Annotated in this window: 20 protein-coding genes, 1 tRNA gene and 1 rRNA gene; 16 read left to right on the forward strand and 6 right to left on the reverse strand. The window is 49.4% G+C overall.

What is annotated here, in order from left to right; translation table 11 throughout:
* Positions 1-22: 22 nt before the first annotated feature.
* The 5 genes from rrf to AC2204_RS16985 all read left to right on the forward strand — a co-directional run bounded on the left by rrf (position 23) and on the right by AC2204_RS16985 (position 2,695).
* Positions 23-138: ribosomal RNA gene (gene rrf / locus AC2204_RS16965) — 5S ribosomal RNA — on the forward strand.
* Positions 139-169: 31 nt separating this feature from the next.
* Positions 170-246, forward strand: a tRNA-Asp gene (locus AC2204_RS16970).
* Between the two features lie 336 nt (positions 247-582).
* On the forward strand, positions 583-885 hold the full coding sequence (locus AC2204_RS16975) for a hypothetical protein (RefSeq protein WP_318926865.1): 303 nt from the start codon (positions 583-585) through the stop codon (positions 883-885).
* A gap of 183 nt (positions 886-1,068) precedes the next feature.
* On the forward strand, positions 1,069-2,265 hold the full coding sequence (locus AC2204_RS16980; RefSeq protein WP_318926866.1) for an MFS transporter: 1,197 nt from the start codon (positions 1,069-1,071) through the stop codon (positions 2,263-2,265).
* 94 nt (positions 2,266-2,359) lie between these two features.
* Complete coding sequence (locus AC2204_RS16985) at positions 2,360-2,695, forward strand: DUF2799 domain-containing protein (RefSeq protein WP_318926867.1); 336 nt, start codon at positions 2,360-2,362, stop codon at positions 2,693-2,695.
* A gap of 112 nt (positions 2,696-2,807) precedes the next feature.
* On the opposite strand, the gene dapD is transcribed toward AC2204_RS16985, so the two are convergent.
* Both dapD and AC2204_RS16995 read right to left on the reverse strand, forming a co-directional pair.
* Positions 2,808-3,839, reverse strand: a complete 1,032-nt coding sequence (dapD, locus tag AC2204_RS16990; protein WP_318926868.1) for a 2,3,4,5-tetrahydropyridine-2,6-dicarboxylate N-succinyltransferase — start codon at positions 3,837-3,839, stop codon at positions 2,808-2,810.
* Positions 3,840-4,129: 290 nt separating this feature from the next.
* Entirely contained in the window at positions 4,130-4,432 is a 303-nt protein-coding gene (locus AC2204_RS16995) for a YebG family protein (RefSeq protein ID WP_318926869.1), read from the reverse strand.
* Between the two features lie 81 nt (positions 4,433-4,513).
* Here AC2204_RS16995 and AC2204_RS17000 point away from each other — a divergent pair, with 81 nt between their 5' ends.
* Positions 4,514-5,200, forward strand: a complete 687-nt coding sequence (locus tag AC2204_RS17000; RefSeq protein WP_318926870.1) for a DNA-3-methyladenine glycosylase I — start codon at positions 4,514-4,516, stop codon at positions 5,198-5,200.
* 15 nt (positions 5,201-5,215) lie between these two features.
* On the opposite strand, the gene AC2204_RS17005 is transcribed toward AC2204_RS17000, so the two are convergent.
* Positions 5,216-6,109 carry a LysR family transcriptional regulator gene (locus AC2204_RS17005; protein WP_318926871.1) on the reverse strand — a complete coding sequence of 298 codons (894 nt, stop codon included), beginning with the start codon at positions 6,107-6,109 and terminating at the stop codon, positions 5,216-5,218.
* A gap of 221 nt (positions 6,110-6,330) precedes the next feature.
* Here AC2204_RS17005 and AC2204_RS17010 point away from each other — a divergent pair, with 221 nt between their 5' ends.
* The 4 genes from AC2204_RS17010 to recD all read left to right on the forward strand — a co-directional run bounded on the left by AC2204_RS17010 (position 6,331) and on the right by recD (position 16,969).
* Positions 6,331-7,308: a TDT family transporter gene (locus tag AC2204_RS17010; protein ID WP_318926872.1), complete on the forward strand. Its 978-nt coding sequence runs from the start codon at positions 6,331-6,333 to the stop codon at positions 7,306-7,308.
* Between the two features lie 204 nt (positions 7,309-7,512).
* Positions 7,513-10,953, forward strand: coding sequence for an exodeoxyribonuclease V subunit gamma (gene recC / locus AC2204_RS17015; RefSeq protein WP_318926873.1), 3,441 nt, complete (start codon positions 7,513-7,515; stop codon positions 10,951-10,953).
* A gap of 324 nt (positions 10,954-11,277) precedes the next feature.
* Positions 11,278-14,892 (forward strand): exodeoxyribonuclease V subunit beta, encoded by a 3,615-nt coding sequence (recB, locus tag AC2204_RS17020; RefSeq protein WP_318926930.1) that lies wholly within the window; start codon positions 11,278-11,280, stop codon positions 14,890-14,892.
* Positions 14,885-16,969, forward strand: a complete 2,085-nt coding sequence (gene recD, locus AC2204_RS17025) for an exodeoxyribonuclease V subunit alpha (RefSeq protein WP_318926874.1) — start codon at positions 14,885-14,887, stop codon at positions 16,967-16,969. The genes recB and recD overlap by 8 nt, the downstream gene beginning before the upstream one ends.
* A gap of 66 nt (positions 16,970-17,035) precedes the next feature.
* On the opposite strand, the gene argA is transcribed toward recD, so the two are convergent.
* Positions 17,036-18,361, reverse strand: a complete 1,326-nt coding sequence (gene argA / locus AC2204_RS17030; RefSeq protein WP_318926875.1) for an amino-acid N-acetyltransferase — start codon at positions 18,359-18,361, stop codon at positions 17,036-17,038.
* Between the two features lie 292 nt (positions 18,362-18,653).
* On the opposite strand from argA, the gene AC2204_RS17035 reads away from it, so the two are divergent.
* The 3 genes from AC2204_RS17035 (at position 18,654) to tcdA (ending at position 21,245) form a co-directional block, all read left to right on the forward strand.
* Positions 18,654-19,016: a DUF2850 domain-containing protein gene (locus tag AC2204_RS17035; RefSeq protein ID WP_318926876.1), complete on the forward strand. Its 363-nt coding sequence runs from the start codon at positions 18,654-18,656 to the stop codon at positions 19,014-19,016.
* 205 nt (positions 19,017-19,221) lie between these two features.
* On the forward strand, positions 19,222-20,322 hold the full coding sequence (mltA, locus tag AC2204_RS17040; RefSeq protein ID WP_318926877.1) for a murein transglycosylase A: 1,101 nt from the start codon (positions 19,222-19,224) through the stop codon (positions 20,320-20,322).
* Positions 20,323-20,435: 113 nt separating this feature from the next.
* Positions 20,436-21,245 carry a tRNA cyclic N6-threonylcarbamoyladenosine(37) synthase TcdA gene (gene tcdA, locus AC2204_RS17045; protein ID WP_318926931.1) on the forward strand — a complete coding sequence of 270 codons (810 nt, stop codon included), beginning with the start codon at positions 20,436-20,438 and terminating at the stop codon, positions 21,243-21,245.
* Positions 21,246-21,314: 69 nt separating this feature from the next.
* On the opposite strand, the gene csdE is transcribed toward tcdA, so the two are convergent.
* Complete coding sequence (csdE, locus tag AC2204_RS17050; RefSeq protein WP_318926878.1) at positions 21,315-21,752, reverse strand: cysteine desulfurase sulfur acceptor subunit CsdE; 438 nt, start codon at positions 21,750-21,752, stop codon at positions 21,315-21,317.
* Between the two features lie 8 nt (positions 21,753-21,760).
* Positions 21,761-22,981, reverse strand: a complete 1,221-nt coding sequence (csdA, locus tag AC2204_RS17055) for a cysteine desulfurase CsdA (protein WP_318926879.1) — start codon at positions 22,979-22,981, stop codon at positions 21,761-21,763.
* Positions 22,982-23,399: 418 nt separating this feature from the next.
* Here csdA and AC2204_RS17060 point away from each other — a divergent pair, with 418 nt between their 5' ends.
* From AC2204_RS17060 to AC2204_RS17070, 3 genes are read left to right on the forward strand one after another with little or no spacing between them, the layout of a single operon-like run.
* On the forward strand, positions 23,400-24,308 hold the full coding sequence (locus AC2204_RS17060; protein ID WP_318926880.1) for a transcriptional regulator GcvA: 909 nt from the start codon (positions 23,400-23,402) through the stop codon (positions 24,306-24,308).
* Complete coding sequence (locus tag AC2204_RS17065) at positions 24,301-25,017, forward strand: alpha/beta family hydrolase (RefSeq protein ID WP_318926881.1); 717 nt, start codon at positions 24,301-24,303, stop codon at positions 25,015-25,017. Before AC2204_RS17060 ends, AC2204_RS17065 begins: the two co-directional genes overlap by 8 nt.
* Positions 25,018-25,054: 37 nt before the next feature.
* A complete protein-coding gene (locus AC2204_RS17070; RefSeq protein WP_413466717.1) occupies positions 25,055-25,381 on the forward strand; it encodes a DUF423 domain-containing protein in 327 nt (108 codons plus the stop codon).
* The last annotated feature ends 2 nt before the right edge of the window (positions 25,382-25,383 follow it).

Below are 25,383 nucleotides of genomic sequence, written 5' to 3' on the forward strand. Positions count from 1 at the left end.
GACCGGGAATAAACAGAATTTGTCTGGCGACCATAGCGCTGTGGCCCCACCTGATCCCATGCCGAACTCAGAAGTGAAACGCAGTCGCGCCGATGGTAGTGTGGGGTCTCCCCATGTGAGAGTAGGTCATCGCCAGGCGCCAAATAGCTTTATGCTGAATAGACACTGCGGAGTGGTAGTTCAGTTGGTTAGAATACCGGCCTGTCACGCCGGGGGTCGCGGGTTCGAGTCCCGTCCACTCCGCCATTTATTAGAGAAGCCCAGTCGAAAGACTGGGCTTTTTTACGTTTGAACAAAAGCAAAACCTCGTTATTTCCTACAGCGAGGTACAAACGTGATAGGGAACCCATAGCCACATAGGATCAACGAGTGATGGATCCCCGATAATATTGTCTCTCGATTTCGAGGATGGCAAGGTGTAGTGAAGGGTACTATTAACCCTCTAGAGCCCGCCTCTCGCGACTCTAATCACTTTCTTTTATTCTTTGTTACAACTCAACACTTCAACCGAGTATTCCGATCTTGTCATATGATGAAGGAGTGTGAGAGTCTTAGGGCAATTTCTGATAATAGGCTATAACCATGAAATTTTTCTACGAACGAATAGAAACCCCGAACGATGTAAAGATCGTACTGAAGCCCAACTCCCTCTATATTATGCTGTTGATGTTGGCTATCTGGCTAATCAATGATTTTGTACTGCAATCAGTCCCGTTAAGCCAGATCATCATGCCGGTCTTCATCGTTTTTATGATTGTGAGGTTTTTCTCGGTTGTGAGAATACAGAAAGAAGTGCTTGTTGCGATGAAGCAAGGCAATGTTGAAACATCCGGCAGTAAGTTTTCAGTATCTAATCCGTTAACCTATAAGATCAGTAAAATCTGACCATTTCTTCAGATTAGCTTTAATACAGATAAAAAAGCAGCTTATGCCTTTGGTTAAGCTGCTTTTTTAATGAAAAATCATATTGCGTCCTGATGGGAAACTATGCCTTAAGTGCTTGCTGCTAATAGTTTTACCTGTAACGTGCATAATGGACAGTCGGCTATTGAGATAAAAAGGAGATATATGGAAAGGTTTAACTGGAAACCTTTATTATTGGCTTGTCTGATCGTTAGTATTGGTCAGCTGAGTCTCGGCTTAGTCTTTCCGTCTTTACCATGGATCGCTCAGGATCTTCAGTTGAGCGCTGATCAGGTTCAATTATTAGTCTCGGGCTACTTACTTGGGTTCGGTCCGTCACAGCTTATTTATGGACCACTATCCGATATATTTGGCCGCCGCCCCGTTTTGCTTTGCGGTTTGCTTATTGCACTTTTAGGGCTGGTACTGGCTGTTACCCATGCAGATACTTTTTCCTGGTTGCTAGCCGGACGTTTTGTGCAAGGACTTGGAGCCGGGAGTGTCGCGGTACTTGCCAGGGCAACTATGCGTGATAGCTATCAAAATCAGCATCTGGTGAAGGCGATGACCTGGGTTGCTATTGTTGCTGCTTTCACCCCTATCGTTGCACCCGTTATTGGCGGTATGGTAAACCACTACTGGGGTTGGCTGGCAGTATTGATGTTATTGCTGGTCTATATTGCGTTGATTTGGTTGGTGCTGGTATTCACTTTTACCGAAACCCTGAGCCACTCTTCACGTCCTCAATCCGTCGCTAAGCTTGTTCTCTCTTATTTTACTCTGTTGCAAGAACGCCACTTCCTGAGTTTTGCCGGAATTGGCTGGATCAATTTCTCCCTGGTTGTGATCTCTATTTCTCTGATGCCTTTTATTATGCAGGTTCAGATTGGGATGAGTTCTGAGCAATACGCGTTTTGGGCAATGATCCCAGCCTTTGGCATGTTGACCGGCGGGGTGTTCTGTCAGCGAATCAGGCCCGTTGTTGGCACCCAGAAAATCCTCCAGTTAGCACCATTGATCCACTTACTTGCCGGGTTGGTACTGATGATTTCGCCGGTTGCTGCGGGGTGGGTCAGTGCTGGACACTTTTTGCTGGCAATGGCGAATGGTATGGCATTCCCATGTGCACAGTCGATGCTATTAGTTCCCTATGGCAATCGTGCGGGAACCGTTTCGGCACTGTCTGGAGCCTGTCAGATGGTATCTGCTTCGCTAATTAGCAGTATGTTACTTAAATCGGGTATGAGTCAGCCCTGGCACTTAGGTGTGGTGTTATTGGTTGCTGCCTTTATCGGATTGATGCTGGTTGCGGTGGGTGCGAAAAGTGAAAGCGGCAAACAAGCGGCCGCGGCTCTAAATTAACATCGCATTTTAATACTTTGAACCATACTTACTAAATAACTAATAAATAATACCAATTGGTATAAACGTTATTGGCAGGGGAAGGGGAGTTAGTATGCTGAGGTTAACGATGTTAGTTGTCCTGATCGTGCTGTCTGGTTGTGCGGCCCGGTATGAGGCAGAATTATCTGCGAATAAAGAGTGGCAACAATTAGGGACTTACCACGGAGAGCAGGGTTACCGAGAGCTTAATAATAAACGTTTGTCGGAGTTGGGGGCATTAACCGAGACGGAGTACGAATCCTATCGTGCGGGATATTTGAAAGGTCGGTTTGATTACTGTACTGGCCGTCATCAAGTCTCGACGGTGATTAATCAGGGCTACATAAATGAATGTCTCGATTCAAAGGAAGGCGAGAGTAGCTACAGTGTGACTGATCGCGGTTATTGATCCCTATATCCAATCCACCTCAAGAGGCGAGATTCAGAAGTGGTTGGGTATAACACGATTAAAAAAGGCTGCGATTGCAGCCTTGTTATTATGCAGCATAACGTGTCTGAACTCAGTTGTTGCTGTGTAGCTCGCTGTTCAGTTCAACCGCACTCTTGTTGGTCAGGCACTCGATTTGACCGGTTACAGAGTTGCGACGGAATAGGAGATCTGACTTACCGGCAAGATCGCGTGCTTTCACCACTTCGACTTCCTGTCCGCTGGCATCCAGCATACGGACTTTAGAGCCTGCCGTGACATACAGACCTGATTCAATGGTGCAACGGTCACCGAGTGGGAAACCAAGACCGGCATTGGCACCCAGCAGGCTGTTTTCACCAATAGAAACCACCATCTTACCACCGCCGCTCAGGGTACCCATAATAGAGGCACCACCACCGATATCAGAACCTTCGCCAACCATAACACCGGCAGAAATACGCCCTTCAACCATGCTTACGCCTGCGGTACCGGCGTTGAAGTTAATAAAACCTTCGTGCATCACGGTAGTACCTTCACCGACATGCGCACCAAGGCGGACACGTGAAGTATCAGCAACACGTATGCCGGCTGGTACGACGTAATCAACCATTTTCGGAAATTTATCGACACAATCGATGGATAGCACTCCACCGTTCAGGCGCGCTTCCATCTGGCGGTCTGCCAGCTCTGGAAGATCGATAGGGCCTTGACTGGTCCATGCGATGTTGTGAAGCAGGCCGAAGATACCGTCTAGTACCACACCGTGAGGTTTAACTAGACGGTGAGAGATAAGCTGAAGTTTCAGGAAGCCTTCAGCTACAGATACCGGCGCAGAGTCGGTCGCAAGAATAACTAGAACCAACGGTTGTGAAGAGAGAGCGGCTTTCGCTGCAAACTGCGCGCTTTGCTCGTCACCTGCAGATTTGAATGCAGTAGCAAGGCTTGCGCACTGAGCCGGTGTCACTTCAATAGCCTGGTTGCCTTCTTTGTAATCTACAACGGCAGCGATGGCTTTAACCAGTTCTTCTGATGGGTTAAGCACCGGCGTTGGGAAAAAGGCTTCGATGATTTTACCATCGCGGTTTTGAGTTGCAGTACCTAAGGCAAGTGAAAAGCTAGCCATTATCAATCGTCTCCGTTCCTAAAAATTTAAAGCCCAATCTGTAAGTCTGACAGATTGTATAATTAGCTCATTGCTACGTATTAATAGAAAACCATCATAAAGACAGTTGGCTTGATATAGAAGGGTTGACTAAGCAATCGGTCGAAAATGACGAGATTATGACGAATTTAACTCTTTGGCCGGAATCGTAAGGGCTTTTTGCTACATAAAAAAACCTCCGGGTCGGAGGTTTATTCATGCTGAAGTACTTATAAACGCCGTTATTCTTAAAACGACATCATCAGTGATGATTAAGCTGCATCTACCTGAGGTTCATCTTGAACCACTTCAGGCTTTGCCGCTTTTTTCTTAGGAGCCGCTTTCGCTTTTTTAGCCCCCAATGCAACCAGTACTTCTTCACGCTTCTGTGCTAAGAACAGTGAAAGTTCTTCTTGTTTAGCTTCATCTTCGAATAGTTCACTTTTGCTTAGCAAAGTAAACATATCGTCAGCCATATCTAGCATCTTGTCGTATGCGTCGGCTTCGGATTTAGAGGTGAAAGTCATCTTTTCTTCTCCGTTGCGCTCAACTACATATTTGATGATAACAGCCATGGTCACCCTCCCGAAATTGATTTACTGGCTGTTTATACAGTAGCATAAAGGCTTCTGTCCAGTGATAAGCGTGTTAATGTGATGGCGAGAGAAAAATTTACTCAGATTTATACCCGAGCAGCAGAAAGAAAGGGAGGAGAGGCTGAACTTGAGAGTTTGCTTGCTACCCCTTTGAGTCTTCAGGAATTAAATACAATTTCTGATGCGCGCTGGCTGGCGGCATTTACTCAGAAAGTGTTTCAGTGCGGTATGAGTTGGCGTGTCGTTCGTAGCAAATGGCAAAATTTTGAAGAGGTGTTCTTTGAATTCGATATTGAGAAGATGCTCTTGATCCCGAATGATATGTGGGAACGCAAAGCGACCGATCCTGCCATTATTCGCCATTTAGGCAAGGTTATGACCATTCCTGAAAATGCCCAGATGATCCATGAAGTAGCCCTGGCACATGGTTCCTTTGCCGCCATGGTGGCTGACTGGCCACAAGAAGATATTATCGGATTGTGGCGTTACCTGAAACGTAATGGCAAACGCCTGGGGGGAAATACCGGCCCCTACACGTTACGCGTTATGGGGAAAGATACCTTTATTCTGAGTCACGACGTAGAGGCCTATTTACGCAATACCGGGATCATTGATGGCGGCCGCGATACGCAAAAATCGCTCTCGGCCGCACAAGCGGCTTTCAATGACTGGCAGCAGGAAACGGGCCGTCCCCTCTGTCAGATCAGTCAGATCATTGCTTTCAGCTCTGGTGATAACCACATTTAAGAGTGATGTTCGCGTCTAGGCCTGCTTTAACTGCCATTGCAGGCAAAAGTCGATAAACAGAGATAATAACGGGCTCTGGTATTTTTCTTTGTGGTAGAGCAACCAGTACTGGCGGCGCATATCGATCGGTAAATCCAGCAACACCAGTCGCTTGTCATTGACCGCATGTTGAATGGCGAGCTTTGATAAGCAAGTGATCCCTAATCCGGCAGCGACACAGTTAATGATCGCTTCGGTGGTATTGAGTTCGAATGCCTGATGCCACTCTTCCAGCCGCGGTGAGATGCGATTAAGGAAAAATTCACGGGTGCCCGATCCCGGCTCGCGCAGAACCCAGTGCGAGTTTTCCAGATCTAACAGCTGTAAATTGTCGATGTGAGTCAGCGGGTGATCCGGATGGCAAACCACGACCATTTCATCGTCTAACCAGGCTTTGGTGATCAGATCGGCTTGCTGTACCTTGCCTTCAACCAGACCGACATCCAGTTCAAATTCACTGAGCTTGTGGCAGATCTGTGCCGTATTGGAGATAAACAGCGACTGATCCGCATGTTGAGTGCTGGCGCGAAAATCGCGGAGCAGGAAAGGGGTCACCTGGTTACCGACCGTGTCACTCGATCCTACTTTTAATTTTCCGGTTACCGGTCCGGCCTGATCAAAGAGGTTTTCGATCGCATGGCTGCGAGCCAACAATTCATCAGCTAAAGGTAACAAACGCTTACCTTGTTCATTGATGATCAGACGATTGTTATTGCGATCAAACAACTTATGATCCAGCTGTCTTTCCAATTCAGCTAACGCCATACTCACTGCCGGCTTAGATAAAAACAATTTTTCTGCAGCAGCGGTGATCGTTCTTTCCTGGGCGACGGTAACAAAGACCCTGAGTTGCTTCAGCGCAATATTCATTTTATCTCTTTGGTTAAGATGGGTAATAAAAATAGATTAAGCAAAGCTGAAAGTACGGTTAAATATATTCAATTATTATAAATCCTTCAAATTTAATACACTCTTCCGGTGTTCAGAGATTAATGCTTTCAGCCCAAACTGGTTATACCAATCGAGAGAAGTGTTCCGATTGGTATTACATCGCTACACATAATATTTGGGGGGATCGCGGAGAAAAGATAATGATTAACGCGACGAAAAACAGAGTTGCAGCAGTGCCAACCCCTATGGCGGGTTTAGCATTAGGTATCGCAAGTCTTGGCTGGTGCTGGGAAAATGCCGCAGATCTAAGCGGTGCGGGCCAAGTAACCGGAGCCGCCATCGCATCAGTATTGTTACTGATCCTGATTACGAAATTTCTGCTTCACCCCAAATCCTTGTGGAATGATTTGACCCACCCTGTTGTCGGTAGCGTAGTACCGACGTTTGCAATGGCGTTAATGGTGGTGTCAAAAACGGTTGGTATGTATGCGCCCTATTTTGCGCAAGCGGTGTGGTTACTCGCGGTCATACTGCACATGATCTTTCTGGTGTTATTCGTTTATCACCGTGCGATTGAATTCAAACTGCATCATATGGTGCCAAGCTGGTTTGTGCCGCCCATTGGTATTATCGTGGCGGATGTCGCTTTTCCCGGTGGGGTGTTACGTCCGCTCGCTGAAGGCTTGCTGATTTTTGGTATGGCGGTATATGCGGTGATGCTGCCGATCATGATTTATCGTTTGATCTTCAGTCATGAAATTCCAGATGCAGCGAAACCAACCATTGCGATTATGGCGGCACCGGCAAGCCTTTCTCTTGCTGGGTATCTCACTGTGGATCAGAGCCCCTCCCCGGTGATCATCAGCTTACTTGCCGGTATTGCGGTACTGATGACATCTGTTATCTATGTGGCGTTTTATCGATTGCTGCGTTTAGAATTCAGCCCAGGTTATGCTGCTTTCACCTTCCCAATGGTGATTGGTGCGACAGCACTGTTCAAAACCGCCGCTTGGATGGCAACAAATGGGGTCGCACAAGAATATGTTAATCAAGTTTCCCTGCTTGCGAGTATTGAACTGTATGTCTCGACGGTCGTTGTGTCTTATGTCGCGCTGCGTTATTTAGCCTTCTACCGTCCGATTTCATGTATTTTTGGTCCTGTTTCACATAGCGCGTAATGTCCTACGGATCTCGTTTTTTACAGTCTCATCTGTACCGTACTGTTCTGGCGAGCTTTTTAGGCGGATTGCTGCAAGATTACAAGTTTAGCGAGTGTGATTTGCCCGGTTATGCGGGCTTTTTTGTATTTGTAATTTAGGTTTGCAGCTAACAAGATCATGGTAGACAATCAGGACAACTTTCTCTTTTTGTGAGATATCTGCGTGTTTACTGTTTATCACTCAAACCAACTGGATTTATTGAAATCGCTGCTGGTTGAACTGATCCGCCTCAATCCTCTTGATAATCCATTCGAACCAGAACAAATTCTGGTGCAAAGCCCCGGCATGTCTCAATGGCTGAAAATGGAGCTGGCGAAATCATTTGGTGTCGCGGCAAACCTCGAATTTCCTTTGCCGGCAACCTACATCTGGAAAATGTTTACCCAGGTGCTGGCTGATGTGCCCGAGCGCAGTGCTTTCAATAAAGAGGCGATGACCTGGAAGTTGATGGAAGTCTTGCCTGAGCAGCTGGAGAAGCCGGAATTTGAGCCGCTCAAACGGTATTTAGAACACGATCAAGACAGCCTGAAAAGTTATCAGCTGGCAGAAAAAATCGCAGATATTTTTGACCAGTACTTAGTGTATCGCCCGGAGTGGATCCAACAGTGGGAAGCGGGTGAAACAGTGACAGAACTGGGTGATGAACACCCATGGCAGCCCATTTTGTGGCAGGCATTGTATGATCATACCCTGGCATTAGAGCAATCGCCCTATCATCGTGCCAATTTGTACGAGCATTTTATCGATACACTTGAGAACTACACCCACAGCGGCGCCTTGCCTGAAGGGTTTCCTAAGCGATTGTTTGTCTTTGGTATCTCATCGCTCCCCCCTCGCTACCTTGATGCATTGGCCGCGATGGGCGAGCATATTGACGTTCACCTGATGTTTACTAACCCCTGTCGTTATTACTGGGGTGATGTCCGTGACCGTAAGTATCTGGCGCGACTCGCGGCTAAACAGCGCTTACAAGTGAAATGGTTGGACGATCACAGTGAGCAGGGCGAGTTAGCCGAGCAGCTGAAAGGCAGCGTTGAAGACAATATCCATGATGACATGCACAACGATGTGGTTGGCAACAGCCTGCTGGCTTCAATGGGCAAACTTGGGCGGGATAATTTGTATCTGCTGTCTGAAATACAAGCCCGGGAAGTGGAAGCGTTTGTGGATATTGAAACTGATACGCTGCTGCATTCCATTCAGGCCGATATTCTCAATTTAGAAGATCGCCAAAATGACGATATTTTAGATTCCAGCCATCATAAGTTGCCCGTTGCGGCGAATGATCCTTCCCTGTCTATTCACGCGTGTCATAGTCCGATGCGGGAAGTGGAAGTGCTGCATGACAAACTGCTCGCCATGTTTGATGCTGATGAAAACCTCAAGCCACGTGATGTGATTGTGATGGTGGCCGATATCAATGCCTACGGGCCTGCCATTCAGGCGGTATTTGGCAATGCGCCGGGTAACCGTTATATACCATTTTCCATCTCAGACCGAACCGCAGAGCAGGAAAATCCTATTTTACTGGCTTTCTTGCGCTTGCTGGCCCTGCCTGAAAGCCGCTGTCACGCGTCAGAACTACTGGAACTGCTCGAAGTGCCGGCAGTCATGAGCAAGTTTGGTTTTGACGGTAATAGCTTTGAGCAAATCAAGCGCTGGATTGAAGAAGCCGGCGTACGCTGGGGGTTAGATAAAGAGACGGCCTGTCAGTTTGAATTGCCGGAGCAACATCAGAATACCTGGTTGTTTGGTATTCAGCGTATGTTGCTGGGTTATGCGATGCCTCATGATGCCGGTTTATTCGAGGGGATTTCCGCTTACGAGCAGGTACAGGGCTTAGAGGCCGAGCTTGCCGGTCAGTTAGCGAGCTTTATTGATCGCCTGATCGCTTACCGTGAACAACTGGCGCAGCCGCAATCGGTGACAGCCTGGACGGAGAGATTAAATCAGTTATTAGATGATTTCTTTGCCGTCGAACTGGAAGGCGAACTGATCCTTAAATCAATCCGTGACAGCTTACATCGCTTACATGAACAGCTTGATGATGCCGGATATCAAACATTGATCACCCCCGCGGTTCTGACCCAGTACCTGCAAGATAAACTGTCGGGCGAGCGGGTGAGTCAGCGCTTCCTGGCAGGTCAGGTTAACTTCTGTACACTGATGCCAATGCGCTCTATTCCTTTCAAGGCAGTCTGCTTGCTGGGGATGAACGACGGTGCTTACCCGCGAAATATTGCGCCGGAAGGCTTTGATTTAATGGACGGCCGCACCAAGGCGGGTGATCGCTCTCGTCGTGATGATGACCGCTACCTGTTCCTTGAAGCGATCCAATCGGCGCAGGAAACCCTGTATATCAGCTATGTGGGCCGTTCGATTCAGGACAACAGCGAAAAAGTGCCGTCGGTACTGGTCAGTGAGCTGGTGGAATATTGTCAGCAAGGTTATTGCGTGGCAGGTGATCAATCGCTCCCGGTCGACGCTTCAGCAGAGCGAGTCAAAGCGCAGTTAATTCATCACCACCCGTTAGTCCCGTTCAGCCCTGATGCTTTTACGGGGGAGCAAACCAGCTATGCGGCGGAATGGTTACCCGCAGCTTTACGTAATGGTGAGGCAGGTAAAGATTTCCAGCTGGCGGCTCTTGAGGAAGAGTCTCTTGATGCGGACCAAACCCGCGAGCTGGATCTGGCTGAATTACAGCGATTCTGGCGCTTACCTGTGCGTTATTTCTTTAACCGTCGTTTAAAAGTATTCTTTGAACCGCCGATGGGCGTGATGGAAGATGACGAACCCTTTGTGCTTAACGGATTAGACAGCTATCTGATGCGTGACCAATTACTGGCGTTGCTGCTTGAGGCCAAACAGGATCAGGAAAATGACGATGACGTATTCAGGCAATTTTCAGCGGAACAGAAGGCGGCGGGAAATGTTCCTGTCGCGGCGTTTGGCGAATTAGAGCTGGAAGCGACACGAATCGAGGTGATTACACTGGTGGATTTAATTTTACCGTTAGTGGCGAGCCCGCTTGATGATCATGAAGTGGATATTGTTTTTCAGATTGAAGGGCAGGAGGTCCGGCTGCAGGGCTGGCTCAAGCAGCGTTATCAAGCCGGACTGGTACGTTATCGCAGTGGCAAAGTCCGTGCACAGGATTTATTAACCGCATGGTTTGATCACCTTTGCCTGGCCGCGGGAGGCCAGAGTCAAATCACTCATCTGATTGGTACCGATACCCATTTAACCTTACTTAAGGTTGAGCCTGAGCAGGCCAATGCCTACCTCAAAGAAGCCGTAAGCTTGTATTACCAGGGTTTGAATAAGCCGTTACCGTATTTTCCGAAAACGGCCCTTGCCGGTATTACTGCGTGTATTGGTCGCGACGGCAGTTGGAAGGATGATGCCGATACCTTGGAAAAATCACTGAAGAAGATGGCTGACTGCTTTAATGACGGCTATCTCTATCCGGGCGAAGGGGCCGACAATTATATTGCCCGGGTGTGGCCGCAATGGAATGAAACATTAGCGAATGAGGCGTCACAAATGGCGAGCCGAATATTACAGGCAGCCGTTTTACACAGCGAAACAGCGGAAGAATCGTAGGGAATAGGTGTAGTGTGGTCGCCAGCAAATCATTCTTATTTGTAGGGTGCTCGCTGTACGACCACAGGTCCAGAGGCAGACCACGTTTCTGGCCGCGATACTAACCAAACTACGCTCGGTAAACCGTGAGTAAACTCGCACATAAATAGAATAAAATGTTATTCCAGATGCTAAAAACCCGTTATAAGTATTGGATCACAAAAAAAAGATGATCATTATCACTAACGTATCTGGTTTCTGAATCAAACAGGGTGATGTCTGATGACTCAAGCAATAACGCAAGACTCCGAATGTCATTCGCAGTCAGGCTCGGGAACACATTTGATGCCGAAATCCGCCGGGGCAGCAACCCTGCAGCCAATGACGTTTCCACTGCATGGGGCCCGTTTGATCGAAGCCTCTGCGGGAACGGGTAAAACCTTTACTATTGCCAGCTTATATTTACGCTTGCTGCTGGGCCATGGCAGTGCAGAAACGCGGCATGCCACCGAGCTGACCGTTGATAAGATTCTGGTTGTAACTTTTACCGAAGCGGCGACCGCCGAATTAAGAGATCGCATTCGAGCCCGGATCCATGATGCCCGGTTAGCATTTAGCCGGGGTGTCAGTCACGATCCGGTGATCCAGCCTTTGCTTGAGGAAATTAGCGATCATCAGACGGCGGCGCAGATTTTACTGCAGGCTGAGCGCCAGATGGATGAAGCGGCCATCTATACCATTCATGGTTTCTGTCAGCGCATGCTGACCCAAAATGCCTTTGAGTCGGGCAGCCGTTTTAATAATGAATTTGTGACCGATGAAAGCCAGCTGAAAAGTTTAGTCGCGGCCGACTACTGGCGTCGTAATTTCTACCACTTGCCGCCTAGTTTAGCGGTTGAAGTGCGAGACGTATGGTCTTCGCCGGCGGCGCTGCTGAAAGATATCGGTGGCAGTTTAACTGGCGCCCCGGTGAAGTTAAGCGTCGAGGCGATGACAGATTCACTGGCTGAATTGCACAATAAAAACCTCGAACGCATCGACGGTTTTAAAGCGCTATGGCGTGAGCATGAAGCGGATCTGGAAGCCTTGATAGCCAGTTCCGGCGTGAACAAGCGCAGCTATACCAAAAAAAGTTTACCGGCATGGTTAGAACAGGTGAGTTTGTGGGCGGCATCGCCAACCTTGGGCTACGACTTGCCGGATAAGCTCGATCGCTTCCATCAGCAGATCCTGATCGAAAAAACGGCAAAAGGTGACGCCCCAGAGCATGAGGTGTTTGCAGCTGTTGCTGAGCTGCTGGATAACCCGGCCAATCTGCGCGATCCCTTAATGGCTCACGCCATAGAAGAATGTCGCACTTTGCTCGCGAAAGCCAAAGAGCGCAAAGGCTGGTTATCGTTCGATGACTTGCTGACTCAGCTATCTGCGGCGATCGATAATGATCGTGACGATCTGCTGGTTGAGCGTATTCGCAGCCAGTATCCCGTGGCGATGATTGATGAATTCCAGGATACCGACCCCCTTCAGTACAGTATTTTCAGCAACATCTATACCACCGAAAATGCAGAGCAGGCGCAGTGCGGTTTGTTTATGATCGGCGATCCGAAGCAGGCGATCTATGCTTTTCGCGGTGCAGATATTTTTACTTATATTCAAGCGCGGCGTCAGGTCAGTGATCATTACACCCTGGGCACTAACTGGCGCTCAACCGCCGACATGATTGCCTCGGTCAATCGAGTCTTTGAGCAGCCGGACAGACCGTTTATTTACGATCAGGACATTCAGTTTCTGTCGGTGAACCATAGCCCCAAAGCGTCAGAACGTAGCTGGTGGCTCGATAATCAGGCACAGCATGCGCTGACCTTCTGGCATCAGGAAAGCCAGGATGGCAAACCGGTGACTAAAGGCAGTTATCAGCAAGTGATGGCCGAAGCAACGGCAGCCCAGATCCAGAATGTTCTCACCCAATCCCAGCAGGGTAGTGCCTTTTTCCAAGACAAAGAGCACAAAAAAGCCATTCAGGCGAGTGATGTTGCGGTCTTGGTCAGAACCGGTAATGAAGGAAAACTGGTACGTCAGGCCTTGGCTGATCAGGGTATTGCTAGTGTCTATTTATCAAATAGAGACAGTGTATTTTCCACTCCGGAAGCCGCCGACATGCAGCGTTTATTGCAGGCGGTATTAACACCGGAAGATGATCGCGCGTTGCGTGCAGCGTTAGCTTCGCGTCTTTTTGCGTTAACGGCCGTTGATTTAGACAAGCTCAATAGCGATGAAACCGAGTGGGAAACGGCCGTTAATGCGTTTAAAGACTACCGTAAATTATGGGTAACCCGCGGTGTGATGCCAATGCTGCGCAGTGTGATGGCTAAATCGACCATTGCTGAACGTTTGTTAGCGGAAGAGGGCGGTGAGCGACGTCTGACGGATTTACTGCATATCGGTGAATTGCTGCAGGAAGCCAGCCAGAGCCTAGACAGTGATTACGGTTTATTACGCTGGTTAGCCGAACACATTGCTGAGCCTAACGGCAATGCCGAAGATCAGGTTTTACGTTTGGAATCAGAGCGGAACCTGGTGCAGATTGTCACGATCCATAAATCGAAAGGGCTGGAATACGATCTGGTATTCCTGCCGTTTGTCTGCAGCTATCGCGAAGTCGACAAGAAAAGCGAAGTGAAGTATCACGATGAACGGGAAAATATCACCGTTCTTGATATTACTAAGCAAGATGATTCGATAGAAAAAGCGGATAAAGAGCGTCTGGCGGAAGATTTACGCCTGATCTACGTCGCGCTAACGCGAGCGGTCTACGGTTGCTATGTTGGCATGGCGCCGATCCGCAATGGCCGCAGTACCAAAGAGCCGACCGGCCTGCACCGTTCTGCTATGGGACATTTGGTGCAAAATGGTCAGCAAGGCAGTATCGCGGCTCTGGAGCTTGCCCTGGCTAAACTGGCAGAAAGCCAGCCTGCAATCACTGTGGCCGAACCGCCAGTGTTGCCGGATAGCAAATGGCAACCGGTAGAGCAGGATGCGCCGACCCTGCAGCCAAGTGAATTTAACGCAAGAATTGAACGTAACTGGTGGATGACCAGCTACTCCAGTCTGGTTAAGCAGGGCCATCAGGCCTATCACGACAGCAGCTTGGATCTACCCGGTTTTGATATCGATTCTGCGGCAGAGAAAGCGCAGGAGGGCGAAGAGGCAAATATTGAACTTGAGCCTGAGTATTCTATTTATACCTTCCCCCGTGGTGCGCGTCCGGGGACGTTTTTACATACCGTATTCGAAGAAATTGACTTTACCGCACCGGTCGATAGCCCGGAAACCATCACTATCCTGACAGAGTTACTGCTGCGGGAAAATTACGAGGCGGCCTGGCTGCCAGTGCTGCAAAAGCTGATTGACGACGTTCTTCATTGCCCGCTGGATGGCAATGATCTTAAGCTGGTTGATAAAAATGCCACTCAGCGACTCACGGAGATGGAGTTTTTACTGCCGATTGAATTGCTCTCTTCTGCGATGCTGAATAAGGTGATTGCCAGGCACGATAGTGTCTCAGCCAAAGCCGGTGAGTTAGGTTTTGCTACCGTGAGCGGGATGCTGAAAGGGTTTATTGACTTAGTGTTTGAACATCACGGCAAATACTATGTACTGGACTGGAAATCGAATCATTTAGGCGATGAGCCTAATGCCTACCGGGGGGATCAGCTGACCGAGGCCATGCGCGATCACCGCTACGATCTGCAATACCAGATTTATGCCTTAGCCTTACAGCGTTTTTTGCGCAGCCGCATTCCTGACTATGACTATGAAACGCATTTTGGCGGGGTTTATTATCTCTTCTTACGCGGTATGGAAGCCGGCAGTGACAGCGGCATTTTTTATGCGCGTCCGTCCCAATCCTTGCTGGCTGAATTAGACCAGTTAATTGATGGAGAGCAGATTGATGCTTAAGCGTTTAGAAGATCTTACCAAGCAAGGTGTACTGCGTCCGCTGGATTATCAATTTGCTAAATTTCTGGCTCAGCGTACCCCAGAGCCACATTCTTCGCTGCTGGCGTTGGTGGCCGCCTTAGTCAGTCATGAACTGGGCAAGGGGCACGTGTGTCTGATGCTCGATAAAATCGAAAACCACCCACTGTTTGGCTTGCCTGTCAGGGTCTCGGCGGCGTTGCTAGAGGGCTTACCGCCATCTCAACAGTGGGCTGCGGAACTGACGTCGTTGCCAGCGGTATCGGATGCCTCGGGATCAGGCGCTCGGCAGGCCACCCCATTAGTGCTCCAACAGGGGCGGCTGTACCTGCATCGCTACTGGAATTTTGAAAAGCGGGTGGCAGAGAAGCTTAATCATAGTGCGCAATCCATTGAACCGGCAGCGATCATGCCGACCGTGTTGGATGAATTGTTCCCGCGCACCTATACCTATTTATATCAGGCATTGCAGCAGCTGAAGAAAGGGGGGGCCGGGCCAGCCGATTGTGCTGACAGTCGCCGCAATGAAGTGTGCGATAAGCTAGATATTGTACATGCCGAACAACTGGACTGGGCGGCCATCGATCAGGTGCTGCTGTCGGCCGGCAGAGCGGAAGAGCTGAACCCACTCGATGATCTCGTTCCGCAGAGTGCATGCCTGAACTGGCAAAAAGTCGCCGCAGCGACGGCGATCACCCGTCAGTTTTCGGTTATTTCGGGCGGGCCGGGCACGGGTAAAACCACGACAGTGGCCAAGTTACTGGCAGCGCTGGTCAAGCAGGCACAGCACACCAGCCCTGACGGTGAATTACATGTACCAAACATTAAACTGGTTGCCCCTACGGGTAAGGCTGCTGCCCGTCTGACAGAGTCGATTGGTCTGGCAGTACAGTCGTTACCGGTTGAGCCGGAAGTGCGCCAACGAATTCCGACTCAGTCCAGCACGATTCATCGTTTGTTAGGCTCAGTGCCTAATCAGGTCGACTTTCGCCACCACCGGGGTAATCCGTTGCACCTTGATGTGCTGGTCGTCGATGAAGCCTCTATGGTCGATTTGCCCATGATGGCACGTCTGCTCGACGCCCTGCCACCGCATGCCAAACTGATTTTGCTCGGTGATCGGGATCAGTTGGCATCGGTTGAGGCGGGGGCCGTACTCGGGGATATCTGTGCCTTTTCGCACCAGGGATATAGCCAGGAACAAGGTCGGCTGCTGAGCTATCTGACAGGGTATGATTTTGCTCCGACCCAGCCAGGCACGGTCAGTAAAGTGGCTGATAGCCTCTGTATGCTGCGTAAAAGCTACCGTTTTCATGCCGAGTCAGGCATTGGTAAGCTGGCGAAAGCCATAAATGAAGGCAAGCCACATGATGTCGAAAAAGTGTGCCGACAAGGCTTTAGAGATATTAATAATTACCCGTTGAGTGCTGAAAGTTACCAGACCATGATTAATCTGACGGTGACTTTTTATCGTGATTATTTAGATGCGATTGAGCAGAAACAGGAACCGAAAGACGTCCTGAAAGCCTTTTCTAAAGTTCGTCTATTATGTGCATTACGAGAAGGTGATTTCGGTGTCGCAGGCTTAAACCAACGAATTGAACGTGAACTGGTTCGTATTGGTAAAATTCGTCCGACGGATGAAACCTGGTATGCAGGACGTCCGGTCATGATCACCCGTAACGATCATGGCTTAGGCTTGTATAACGGTGATATCGGTATTGTGATAATGGATCATAAGGTGACGCCTGATCAGCCGCATTTGCGGGTTTACTTTGAGATGCCTGACGGCTCGATACGCAGTGTGCTGCCCAGCCGGCTGCCTACGCATGAGACGGTATATGCAATGACGATCCATAAATCTCAGGGCTCGGAGTTTGCCGATACTTTGATGGTACTGCCGGCAGATTTCAGTCCGATATTGACCCGTGAGCTGATCTATACCGGTGTTACCCGGGCCAAAGAGAAGCTGCATCTTTTTGCTCAGCAAGAGGTGGTCAATCGGGCAGTGCGCTTACGTACAGAGCGAGCGAGTGGGTTGGCGCAGTTGCTGGCCTAGTTGATTTCAGGCGACAAAAGACGCCAGCAGTCTGTGCTGGCGTCTTTATGGCGAAGTCAAAGTTGCTCAGAGTGTTAGCGTTAAGATCTTTGACTTGCGCTGGAAGTTATACAGCGCTTTTTTCGCCATCGGTAGCTGTTCGACATTCGTTTCAATAAAACCTTGCTCACGGAACCAGTGCAGGCTGCGTGTGGTTAAAACAAACAGGTGTTTCAAGCCTTGTTCTTTGGCTTGCATGCGAAGCCGGTTAAGCAGCAATGCGCCGCGATCGCCGTCTCTGAAATCAGGATGCACCGCGACACAGGCCATTTCGGCCATTTTCTCTTCCGGGAAAGGATAGAGTGCAGCGCAGGCGATGATCAGACCGTCACGTTCAACAATTGTAAATCGCTCAATTTCTTGTTCCAGCTGCTCGCGGGAGCGCCGTACCAGGATCCCTTCTTGCTCCAGCGGATAAATAAGCTCTAAGATACCGCCAATATCGTCAATGCCCGCAGTGCGGACCTTTTCGGCACTGGCCATCACAATTTGGGTACCGATCCCGTCAAGTGAGAACAGTTCCTGGATCAACGCGCCATCTTCTTTATAGCTGATCAGATGGCTGCGAGGAACACCGGCGCGACATGCCGTGATCGCCCCGCGTAAAAAGCGTGCCGTGCCACAATCATCGTCATCGGCATCGACCAGGCGCTGTAAAGCCATTTCGGCTTCATTGGGTAACAGTTCAGAAGCCACTTCCCCCTGCTCGCTGAGCACCCCTTGTTCAGAGCAGAAGCCAATCAATTTGTCGGCCTTTAGCCGAATCGCTAATTGAGTGGCCACTTCTTCCGAGGTGAGATTGAAGCATTCTCCAGTCACTGAGCTCGCGACGGGGCCAAGCAGGACGATGGAATGCTGATCTAACTGGCGGTGAATACCATTGGTATCTATCCGGCGAATACGACCGCTATGACAATAATCGACGCCTTCATCAATGCCGAGTGGCTGCGCGATAATAAAGTTGCCACTGACGACGTTAATCTGTGCACCAGCCATTGGGGTATTGTTTAGCCCCATCGAGAAACGGGCAGTAATATCGAGCTGTAGCTGTCCCGCGGCCTGCTTAACCAGTTCTAAGGCCCGTTCGTCGGTAACCCGTACCCCGTTATGATAAGGCGTTGAATACCCTTGGCTGGTTAATAAATGCGAGATCTGGGGGCGGGCACCGTAAACCACCACAATCTGCAGCCCAAGGCTGTTAAGCAGTGCGATATCATTGACGATATTAGAAAAGTTACGATCTTCGATGGCCTCACCACCTAGCATAATAACAATGGTCTTGCCTATATGGGCATTCAAATATGGGGCCGATTGCCGAAAGCCTTTGACGAGTGCAGTGCTACGAAGCTTCAATTGATTACATCCATGCCGTAAGTAACTATGCATAAAAAATAAATGAATTCTCACAATTGTACAGATAGTAACGAAATATTTTTTGCGGTCATACCTACTCCCTCACTCTCTAATCACCTTAGTGAGAGTGAAAATGCTTTCAGGCTAGGTGATAAATTGAAAATTCAGTGACCTTGAATTGAAATTTAATGGACATAAGATCCCGTTATCGAATATCGGTCGTTAATATCGTTCCGGCTCTGTGATGGGGATCCGGTATATTACCGAGGTTATTGATGACGTATGAATGGCGATGAAAAAGGTTAGGCAACAAACATGGCAAAGCATATGTCTGGTATTGTTCACTGTGATAGGACTCATCTTCGCAGCATCACTGGCGTTAGGACTGGTTAAGGCTGACTTATTCCAACCTGAGCCGATTGCTCATATTTATGGCACCTGGGTTGAGCAGGAAGTGGCGCCGTATGCTGCCGACAGCTTTGAAATCCGACCTGCAGGGGTGTTCATTAACGGACGCCAGGTCAGTACCCACTTTGAATGGGATGGCAGTACTTTAGAGTACCGCCTGGGTGATGAAATTTATCTTTATATCTATTCATCTGAGAATCTGGTCCGGCAACAACCCGCGCATTATATTTCCACCTTCAGTCGTTAGAGGAAACCGGGTAAGTCAAATACCGTATGGTTTCCCCTGGCTTTACGATTCACCTATTCCGAAAATAAAACAAAGCCTTGACACAAAGCCTTACATAAAGTGTTAATTTCGCAAGAAGTTAACGCTTCCCAGCCGGGGAGTGTTTGCTAACATCAAGCATATTCAGCCGTCAGGCTCTTTTTCAAACTTATAGTAGGTTTCTACCGTGTTTCGTAAAGTTACAATCGCAATGTTAATTATTGGCTTAGCAGGGTGCGCTAAGCCGACTGATCGAGGCCAGCAATATATAGATGGCAATTTTGATCAGGTCTTGAATCCAGTGCCTACGGTAGAGTCAGACAAGTCGCGTGATTACAGTATGTTTGCCGAGCAGGTGGCGCAGGTGATAGCACGATCTTCGTCGATGACAAGTCAATACCAGGCGTTATATCATCAAATTGACCATTGGGCGAAGCAGAGTGGTGATCCCAGCCAGTTAGGTCAGTACGGTATTCAGATTGCTCAAATGGGCGGGGGGGATGAAAATGGCAATGTACTGTTCACCGGTTATTTTTCACCGGTTATAGAATTACGCCATCAGCCTGATGAGGTTTTCCATTACCCTGTTTATGGTATGCCGGTATGTGATGAGATCTGCCCGACCCGTGCAGAAATCTATCAGGGGGCATTGGAAGGGCAAGGGCTGGAGCTCGGCTACAGTGCATCGATGCTTGATGTGTTTATGATGGAAGTGCAGGGCAGTGGTTTTGTTCACTTCGATGATAACAATGAGTTGCAGTATTTTGCCTATAGAGGTAAGAACGACCATCCTTATGTCAGCATCGGCCGCATTTTGATTGAACGCGATGAAATACCTCGTGAGAAGATGTCACTAAAGGCGATTGAAGAGTGGGCCTCTTTGCAAGATGAAGCCACTGTGCGTGAATTGTTAGAGCAAAACCCATCCTATGTGTTTTTTCAGCCACAAAAGAGTCTCGATGTGATGGGAACGGCCGGTATTCCGCTGTTGGCACATGCTTCGGTCGCCGCGGATCGTGAGTATTTACCAATGGGAAGCGTGTTGCTGGCAGAAGTCCCTCAGCTCGATAGCGAAGGTAACTGGAACGGTCAGCATGTTCTAAAGCTGTTAATGGCGCTGGATACGGGGGGAGCGGTGAAGAAAAACCATCTCGATCTGTATCATGGTATGGGGGGGCAGGCGGGAACAGATGCCGGCCACTATAAGCACTTTGGCCGGGTATGGAAGCTGGGCTTGCAAGATAGCGGGACGGAAGCCCCATGGCTGTCTCCTGCGGCGACGAATTAATCCGGCGCCATGAACTCGCCCGGAAGCAGGGGCAACTGGACAATTAAGAGCAGAGCGCGTATAAAACGCGCTCATTCTTTATCTGAACGACTAAAAGTTATACGTCAATGACTATGCGTAAATTAGAAAATCCAGCCTCAGACAATTACAACCAGCGTTTTGGCGGCACCCGCCGTTTGTATGGCAACAGTGACGTTGAAATTCTGCGTGCCGCACACGTGTGTGTGATCGGTATTGGTGGTGTCGGCTCTTGGGCTGCAGAAGCGCTGGCGCGTTCAGGTATTGGCGAGCTGACTCTGATTGATATGGATGATGTGTGTGTCACCAACATCAACCGTCAGATCCATGCGATGACGGGTACGGTTGGTCAGAGTAAAATTGAAGTGATGGCGGAACGTATCAAGCTGATCAACCCGGAATGCCAGGTGAATCTGATTGATGATTTCATTACGCCGGAAAACATCCCTGAATATATCGACAGCCGTTTTGATTATGTGCTTGATGCCATTGACAGCATGAAACCAAAGGCGGCATTGCTGGCGTATTGTAAAAGTAACAAGTTCAAGGTGATCACCACCGGCGGTGCGGGTGGCCAGGTGGATCCGACGCAAATTCAAATTACTGATCTGACCAAAACCATTCAGGATCCGTTAGCCAAAAAGCTGCGTGATACCTTGCGTCGTCATCATAACTTCCCCAAGAACCCGAAGCGTAAATTCGGTATCGACTGTGTGTTCTCGACCGAGCAGCTGAAGTACCCGCAGGCTGATGGTTCGGTGTGTAATGTGAAAGCCACGGCCGATGGACCAAAGCGTATGGACTGTGCCAGCGGCTTTGGCGCGGCGACCATGGTGACGGCAACGTTTGGCTTTGTGGCGGTATCGCGCATTATTGCCAAACTGATTGAGAAGCATAGCAAGTAGATATGCGATCCGAGTAGCGAGACTCTAGTTTCTCGCTACTCGCTACTTTTCTCTGCTCTTGCCGAAGTGTTAGCCTTCCGCCAATGCTTTTATCTGCTCGACAATGGCTTTTAACCCATTGCCCCGCGATGGGCTGAGGTGAGCAATCAGACCGAGCTGGTCAAAATACCCATCGACATCGAATTCACGGATTTCCTCGGCGGTTTTGCCTTCATATGCGGCGAGTACCAGGCTGATCAGGCCACGGACAATGCGAGCATCAGAGTCTGCCGCGAAATGAAAGTAATTGCCGCGCGCTTCATGGGTTAGCCAGACCTGACTCTCACACCCGCTGACCCTTAACTGATCTTGCTTAAATGCCTCAGGCAATGCCGGTAGTTTCTTACCCAACTGAATCACATTGCGGTATCTGTCTTCCCATCCTTTGGCGGTCTGCATCTGCGCCACAATATCGTCAGCGGTGATCTCAGTACCAAATGGGTGTTGAGGTAGTGTCGCTTCTGTCATGAGTGTCCTTATAGCAAGCTACATGCTTTGTGGAGCGCGGCAATAAAGCGCTCGATGTCTTGTTCTGTATTATACAGGGCTAATGATACCCGCAGAGTACCTGTTAGCCTAAGGGCATCCAGCATTGGATGGGCACAGTGGTGGCCTGCTCGCAGGGCGATACCTTGTTGGTCCAATAAGGTGGCAATGTCTTGATGGTGTACGCCTTCGACGATAAACGAAAACAGGCTGGCATGATCTTGTAAGCCGACAATACGCAGATCTTCAATATCGGTGATGCCATCAATCGCCTTTTGCCGTAACCGCTGAATGTGCTGTTCGGCCCCTTCCCGGTCGAGTGATTGCAACCAGTCAATCGCCGAGGCCAGTGCCAGGCTACCCGCAACATTCGGGGTGCCGGCTTCAAACTTACCAGGCAGGGCTGAAAATGTGGTGCCGGCAAAAGAGACTTTTTCGACCATTTTTCCGCCCCCGTGCCATGGTGGCATGGCTTCAAGAATGGCTTGCTTGCCATAGAGCACGCCAATGCCGGTAGGGGCATAGAGCTTATGGCCGGAGAAGACATAAAAGTCGGCATCCATCGCCTGAACATCAACCGTTTCATGGACGATACCCTGAGCACCGTCAACAACGACGACGGCACCTTGCTGGTGGGCGGCCGCAATGATCTTTTCAATCGGGTTACGGGTGCCTGTCACATTCGTGATATGAGCGACGGCGACAATTTTGGTATTGTCGTTTAAGCGTTGGTGAAAGGCATCCATATCCAGCGTGCAGTCGGGTTTCATCGGGATCTTGACAACTTTTGCCCCGGTCTGCTCTGCCACCATTTGCCAGGGGACGATATTCGCGTGATGTTCCAGTTCACTCACGAGAATCTCATCACCGGCTTGCAGGTTCTGGCGCGCATAGGTCTGAGCAATGAGGTTGAGTGCTTCGGTGGCCCCCCGGGTCCAGATAATTTCGTTGCTAAAGCGGGCATTGATAAATTGCTGCACCGTGCTGCGGGCGCGTTCGAATTGCGCTGTCGCCGTTGCCGTCAGGCTATGACTGCCACGATGCACATTGGCATTGTGACCACTGTAATACTGCCGGATGGTTTCAATCACAACCTGAGGCTTCTGGGCAGTCGCGGCACTATCAAGATAAACCAGAGGTTGGCCATTACAGTCTTGATGTAAAGCCGGAAACTGTGGGCGAATTTGGTTGATATCAAATTGGGCAGTCATAGTGAGTCACATTGGATTATTTTAGGGGGCGATCATGCTAATTATTGGCGGTAAGAGCAAGCGGTTATCCCCATCCACCAGATAATTATACTGAAGAAGTGATTTTATCGTTGCCACAAAGGCGGGAATAAAAAAAAGCACTGTGTTGAGACACAGTGCTTAACAATAAAAACTTTGACGGATAGGTCAAAAAAACAGGAAGTAAATAGGTAGATTGACTACCAGTCCGGCACAACCCGGACAATATGCAAACACAACATCGCAGCATTGGCCTGTCGATAGTGCCAGAGAGCAAAATATCAGATGTTCAAGCCTTTGCTGCGCTCAGAATCATAGGGTTTCTATAGCACTTGAACAATGGACAATTTATAATGTTCGCCATAAAAAAAACTAATGTGTTGGCCAGTAGCGGAAAACTATGTCTAGACGATTACCACCACTCAACTCACTCAAGGTCTTTGAAGCGGCAGCCCGGCATTTAAGTTTCACTCGGGCTGCGGAAGAACTATTTGTCACACAAGCGGCGGTAAGCCACCAGATTAAAGCCCTTGAGGAGTTTCTCGGGCTGAAATTATTTCGCCGCCGTAACCGTTCATTGTTACTGACCGAGGAAGGGCAAAGCTATTTCCTCGATATAAAAGACATTTTTTCTGCTATCTCAGAGGCGACAGATAAGGTGCTTGAACGGGGGGCAAAAGGGGCGTTAACCATTAGTTTACCTCCTAGTTTTGCGATCCAGTGGCTGGTGCCGCGGCTGGCTGATTTCAATCAACACCATCCTGAGATTGATGTGCGAATTAAAGCCGTGGATCTGGACGAAGGATCGTTAACCGACGATGTTGATGTCGCGATTTATTACGGCCGTGGTAACTGGCCGGGATTACGGGCCGATAAACTGTATCAGGAATACTTGCTGCCCGTCTGCTCGCCGATGCTGCTAACCGGGCCTAAACCGCTGCGTACGCTCGATGATCTCAAGCTTCACACCCTGTTGCACGATACCTCGCGTAAAGAGTGGAAAAGCTATGTTCGCCATTTTGAGCTAACCGGTATGAACGTTAACCAGGGGCCTATTTTTAGCCACTCAACCATGGTGCTTCAGGCCGCTGTACACGGTCAGGGGATTGCGCTGGGGAATAATGTGTTAGCGCAACCAGAATTAGACGCCGGGCGCCTGGTCCGTCCCTTTGATGAAATACTGATGAGTAAAAATGCGTTCTATTTGGTGTGCCAGGAAAAACAAGCCGAGACCGGACGTATTCAGGCTTTCCGTGACTGGGTCCTAGCAAAAGCCGCCAGCGAACAAGAGGATATTACGGATGCCTAATACAGTACCGGTGACTGATGTCGAACAAGTATCCACATTGCCGACATACCTGATTGATGGCCCCCAGCAAGGCGAAGAGGCGATAGCGACCTTTCTATTTGCTCATGGTGCCGGAGCTGGGATGGATCACGAATTCATGACGGCGATGGCGCAAGGCCTCGCTAAGCATGACATCCGCGTTATCCGGTTTGATTTTCCTTATATGGTCAAACGCCGGGAAGACGGTAAAAAGCGTCCGCCTGATCGCCAGCCTAAGCTGTTGCTGGACTTCCAAAAGCATATCAATCATTTTGCTGACGGTAAGCTGGTGATTGGTGGTAAATCGATGGGCGGGCGTATGGCCAGCCTGATAGTTAGCGACATCGCGGCTGAGTCAGCTGAGGTGGAAAACTGCAGTGCGAACGTGCAGGGAGTGGCGTGTTTAGGGTTTCCTTTTCATCCGCCCGGCAAGCCGGAGAACTTTCGCGGAGAGCACTTAAAAGTCGCCACGTTACCGACCTTAATTCTGCAGGGAGAGCGAGATACCTTTGGTACCCGAGCTGAAGTTGAAGGCTGGCAGTATGCAAAATCGGTTTCTGTCAGTTTTTTACCTGATGGTGACCATAGCCTTAAGCCGCGAAAAGCGTCGGGGCATACCGAGCAGGGAAACCGCGAATTAGCGATAGAACAGTTAGCCGATTTTATTAAGGAGTGTGTGAGTGCCGGTTAAAATTATCTTACTTTTCGGAGCGTTAAGCGGTGCCGTAATGGTGGCGCTGGGAGCCTTTGCCGCTCACGGCCTGAAAGCTCAGTTGCCACCTTCTTTGCTCGATGTGTTTCAAACCGGGGTGCAATATCAGGCCTGGCATACGCTCGCGTTGATCGGATGTGGATTATGGGCACGCATTATGCCGACAAAAGCAGTACAATACGCAGCCCTGTTTTTTGCAACAGGAATTTTGCTCTTTAGCGGCAGCCTGTATGTGCTGGCGTTGACGGGAGTTAAATGGTTCGGCCCCATCACTCCGCTGGGGGGCATGTGTTTTATTATTGGTTGGGTAGCGCTTGCGGTGGCTGCCTGGCGTTCAGCTTGAGG

The sequence above is a fragment of the Photobacterium sp. genome, from assembly GCF_057456235.1.

Bases quoted from the DNA above. Each gene is read 5' to 3' on its own strand.
- AC2204_RS16975 (WP_318926865.1), top strand. From the start codon at position 583: ATGAAATTTTTCTACGAACGAATAGAAACCCCGAACGATGTAAAGATC.
- AC2204_RS16980 (WP_318926866.1), top strand. From the start codon at position 1,069: ATGGAAAGGTTTAACTGGAAACCTTTATTATTGGCTTGTCTGATCGTT.
- AC2204_RS16985 (WP_318926867.1), top strand. From the start codon at position 2,360: ATGCTGAGGTTAACGATGTTAGTTGTCCTGATCGTGCTGTCTGGTTGT.
- dapD (WP_318926868.1), bottom strand. From the start codon at position 3,839: ATGGCTAGCTTTTCACTTGCCTTAGGTACTGCAACTCAAAACCGCGAT.
- AC2204_RS16995 (WP_318926869.1), bottom strand. From the start codon at position 4,432: ATGGCTGTTATCATCAAATATGTAGTTGAGCGCAACGGAGAAGAAAAG.
- AC2204_RS17000 (WP_318926870.1), top strand. From the start codon at position 4,514: ATGGCGAGAGAAAAATTTACTCAGATTTATACCCGAGCAGCAGAAAGA.
- AC2204_RS17005 (WP_318926871.1), bottom strand. From the start codon at position 6,109: ATGAATATTGCGCTGAAGCAACTCAGGGTCTTTGTTACCGTCGCCCAG.
- AC2204_RS17010 (WP_318926872.1), top strand. From the start codon at position 6,331: ATGATTAACGCGACGAAAAACAGAGTTGCAGCAGTGCCAACCCCTATG.
- recB (WP_318926930.1), top strand. From the start codon at position 11,278: ATGCCGAAATCCGCCGGGGCAGCAACCCTGCAGCCAATGACGTTTCCA.
- recD (WP_318926874.1), top strand. From the start codon at position 14,885: ATGCTTAAGCGTTTAGAAGATCTTACCAAGCAAGGTGTACTGCGTCCG.
- AC2204_RS17035 (WP_318926876.1), top strand. From the start codon at position 18,654: ATGAAAAAGGTTAGGCAACAAACATGGCAAAGCATATGTCTGGTATTG.
- tcdA (WP_318926931.1), top strand. From the start codon at position 20,436: ATGCGTAAATTAGAAAATCCAGCCTCAGACAATTACAACCAGCGTTTT.
- csdE (WP_318926878.1), bottom strand. From the start codon at position 21,752: ATGACAGAAGCGACACTACCTCAACACCCATTTGGTACTGAGATCACC.
- csdA (WP_318926879.1), bottom strand. From the start codon at position 22,981: ATGACTGCCCAATTTGATATCAACCAAATTCGCCCACAGTTTCCGGCT.
- AC2204_RS17060 (WP_318926880.1), top strand. From the start codon at position 23,400: ATGTCTAGACGATTACCACCACTCAACTCACTCAAGGTCTTTGAAGCG.
- AC2204_RS17065 (WP_318926881.1), top strand. From the start codon at position 24,301: ATGCCTAATACAGTACCGGTGACTGATGTCGAACAAGTATCCACATTG.
- AC2204_RS17070 (WP_413466717.1), top strand. From the start codon at position 25,055: ATGGTGGCGCTGGGAGCCTTTGCCGCTCACGGCCTGAAAGCTCAGTTG.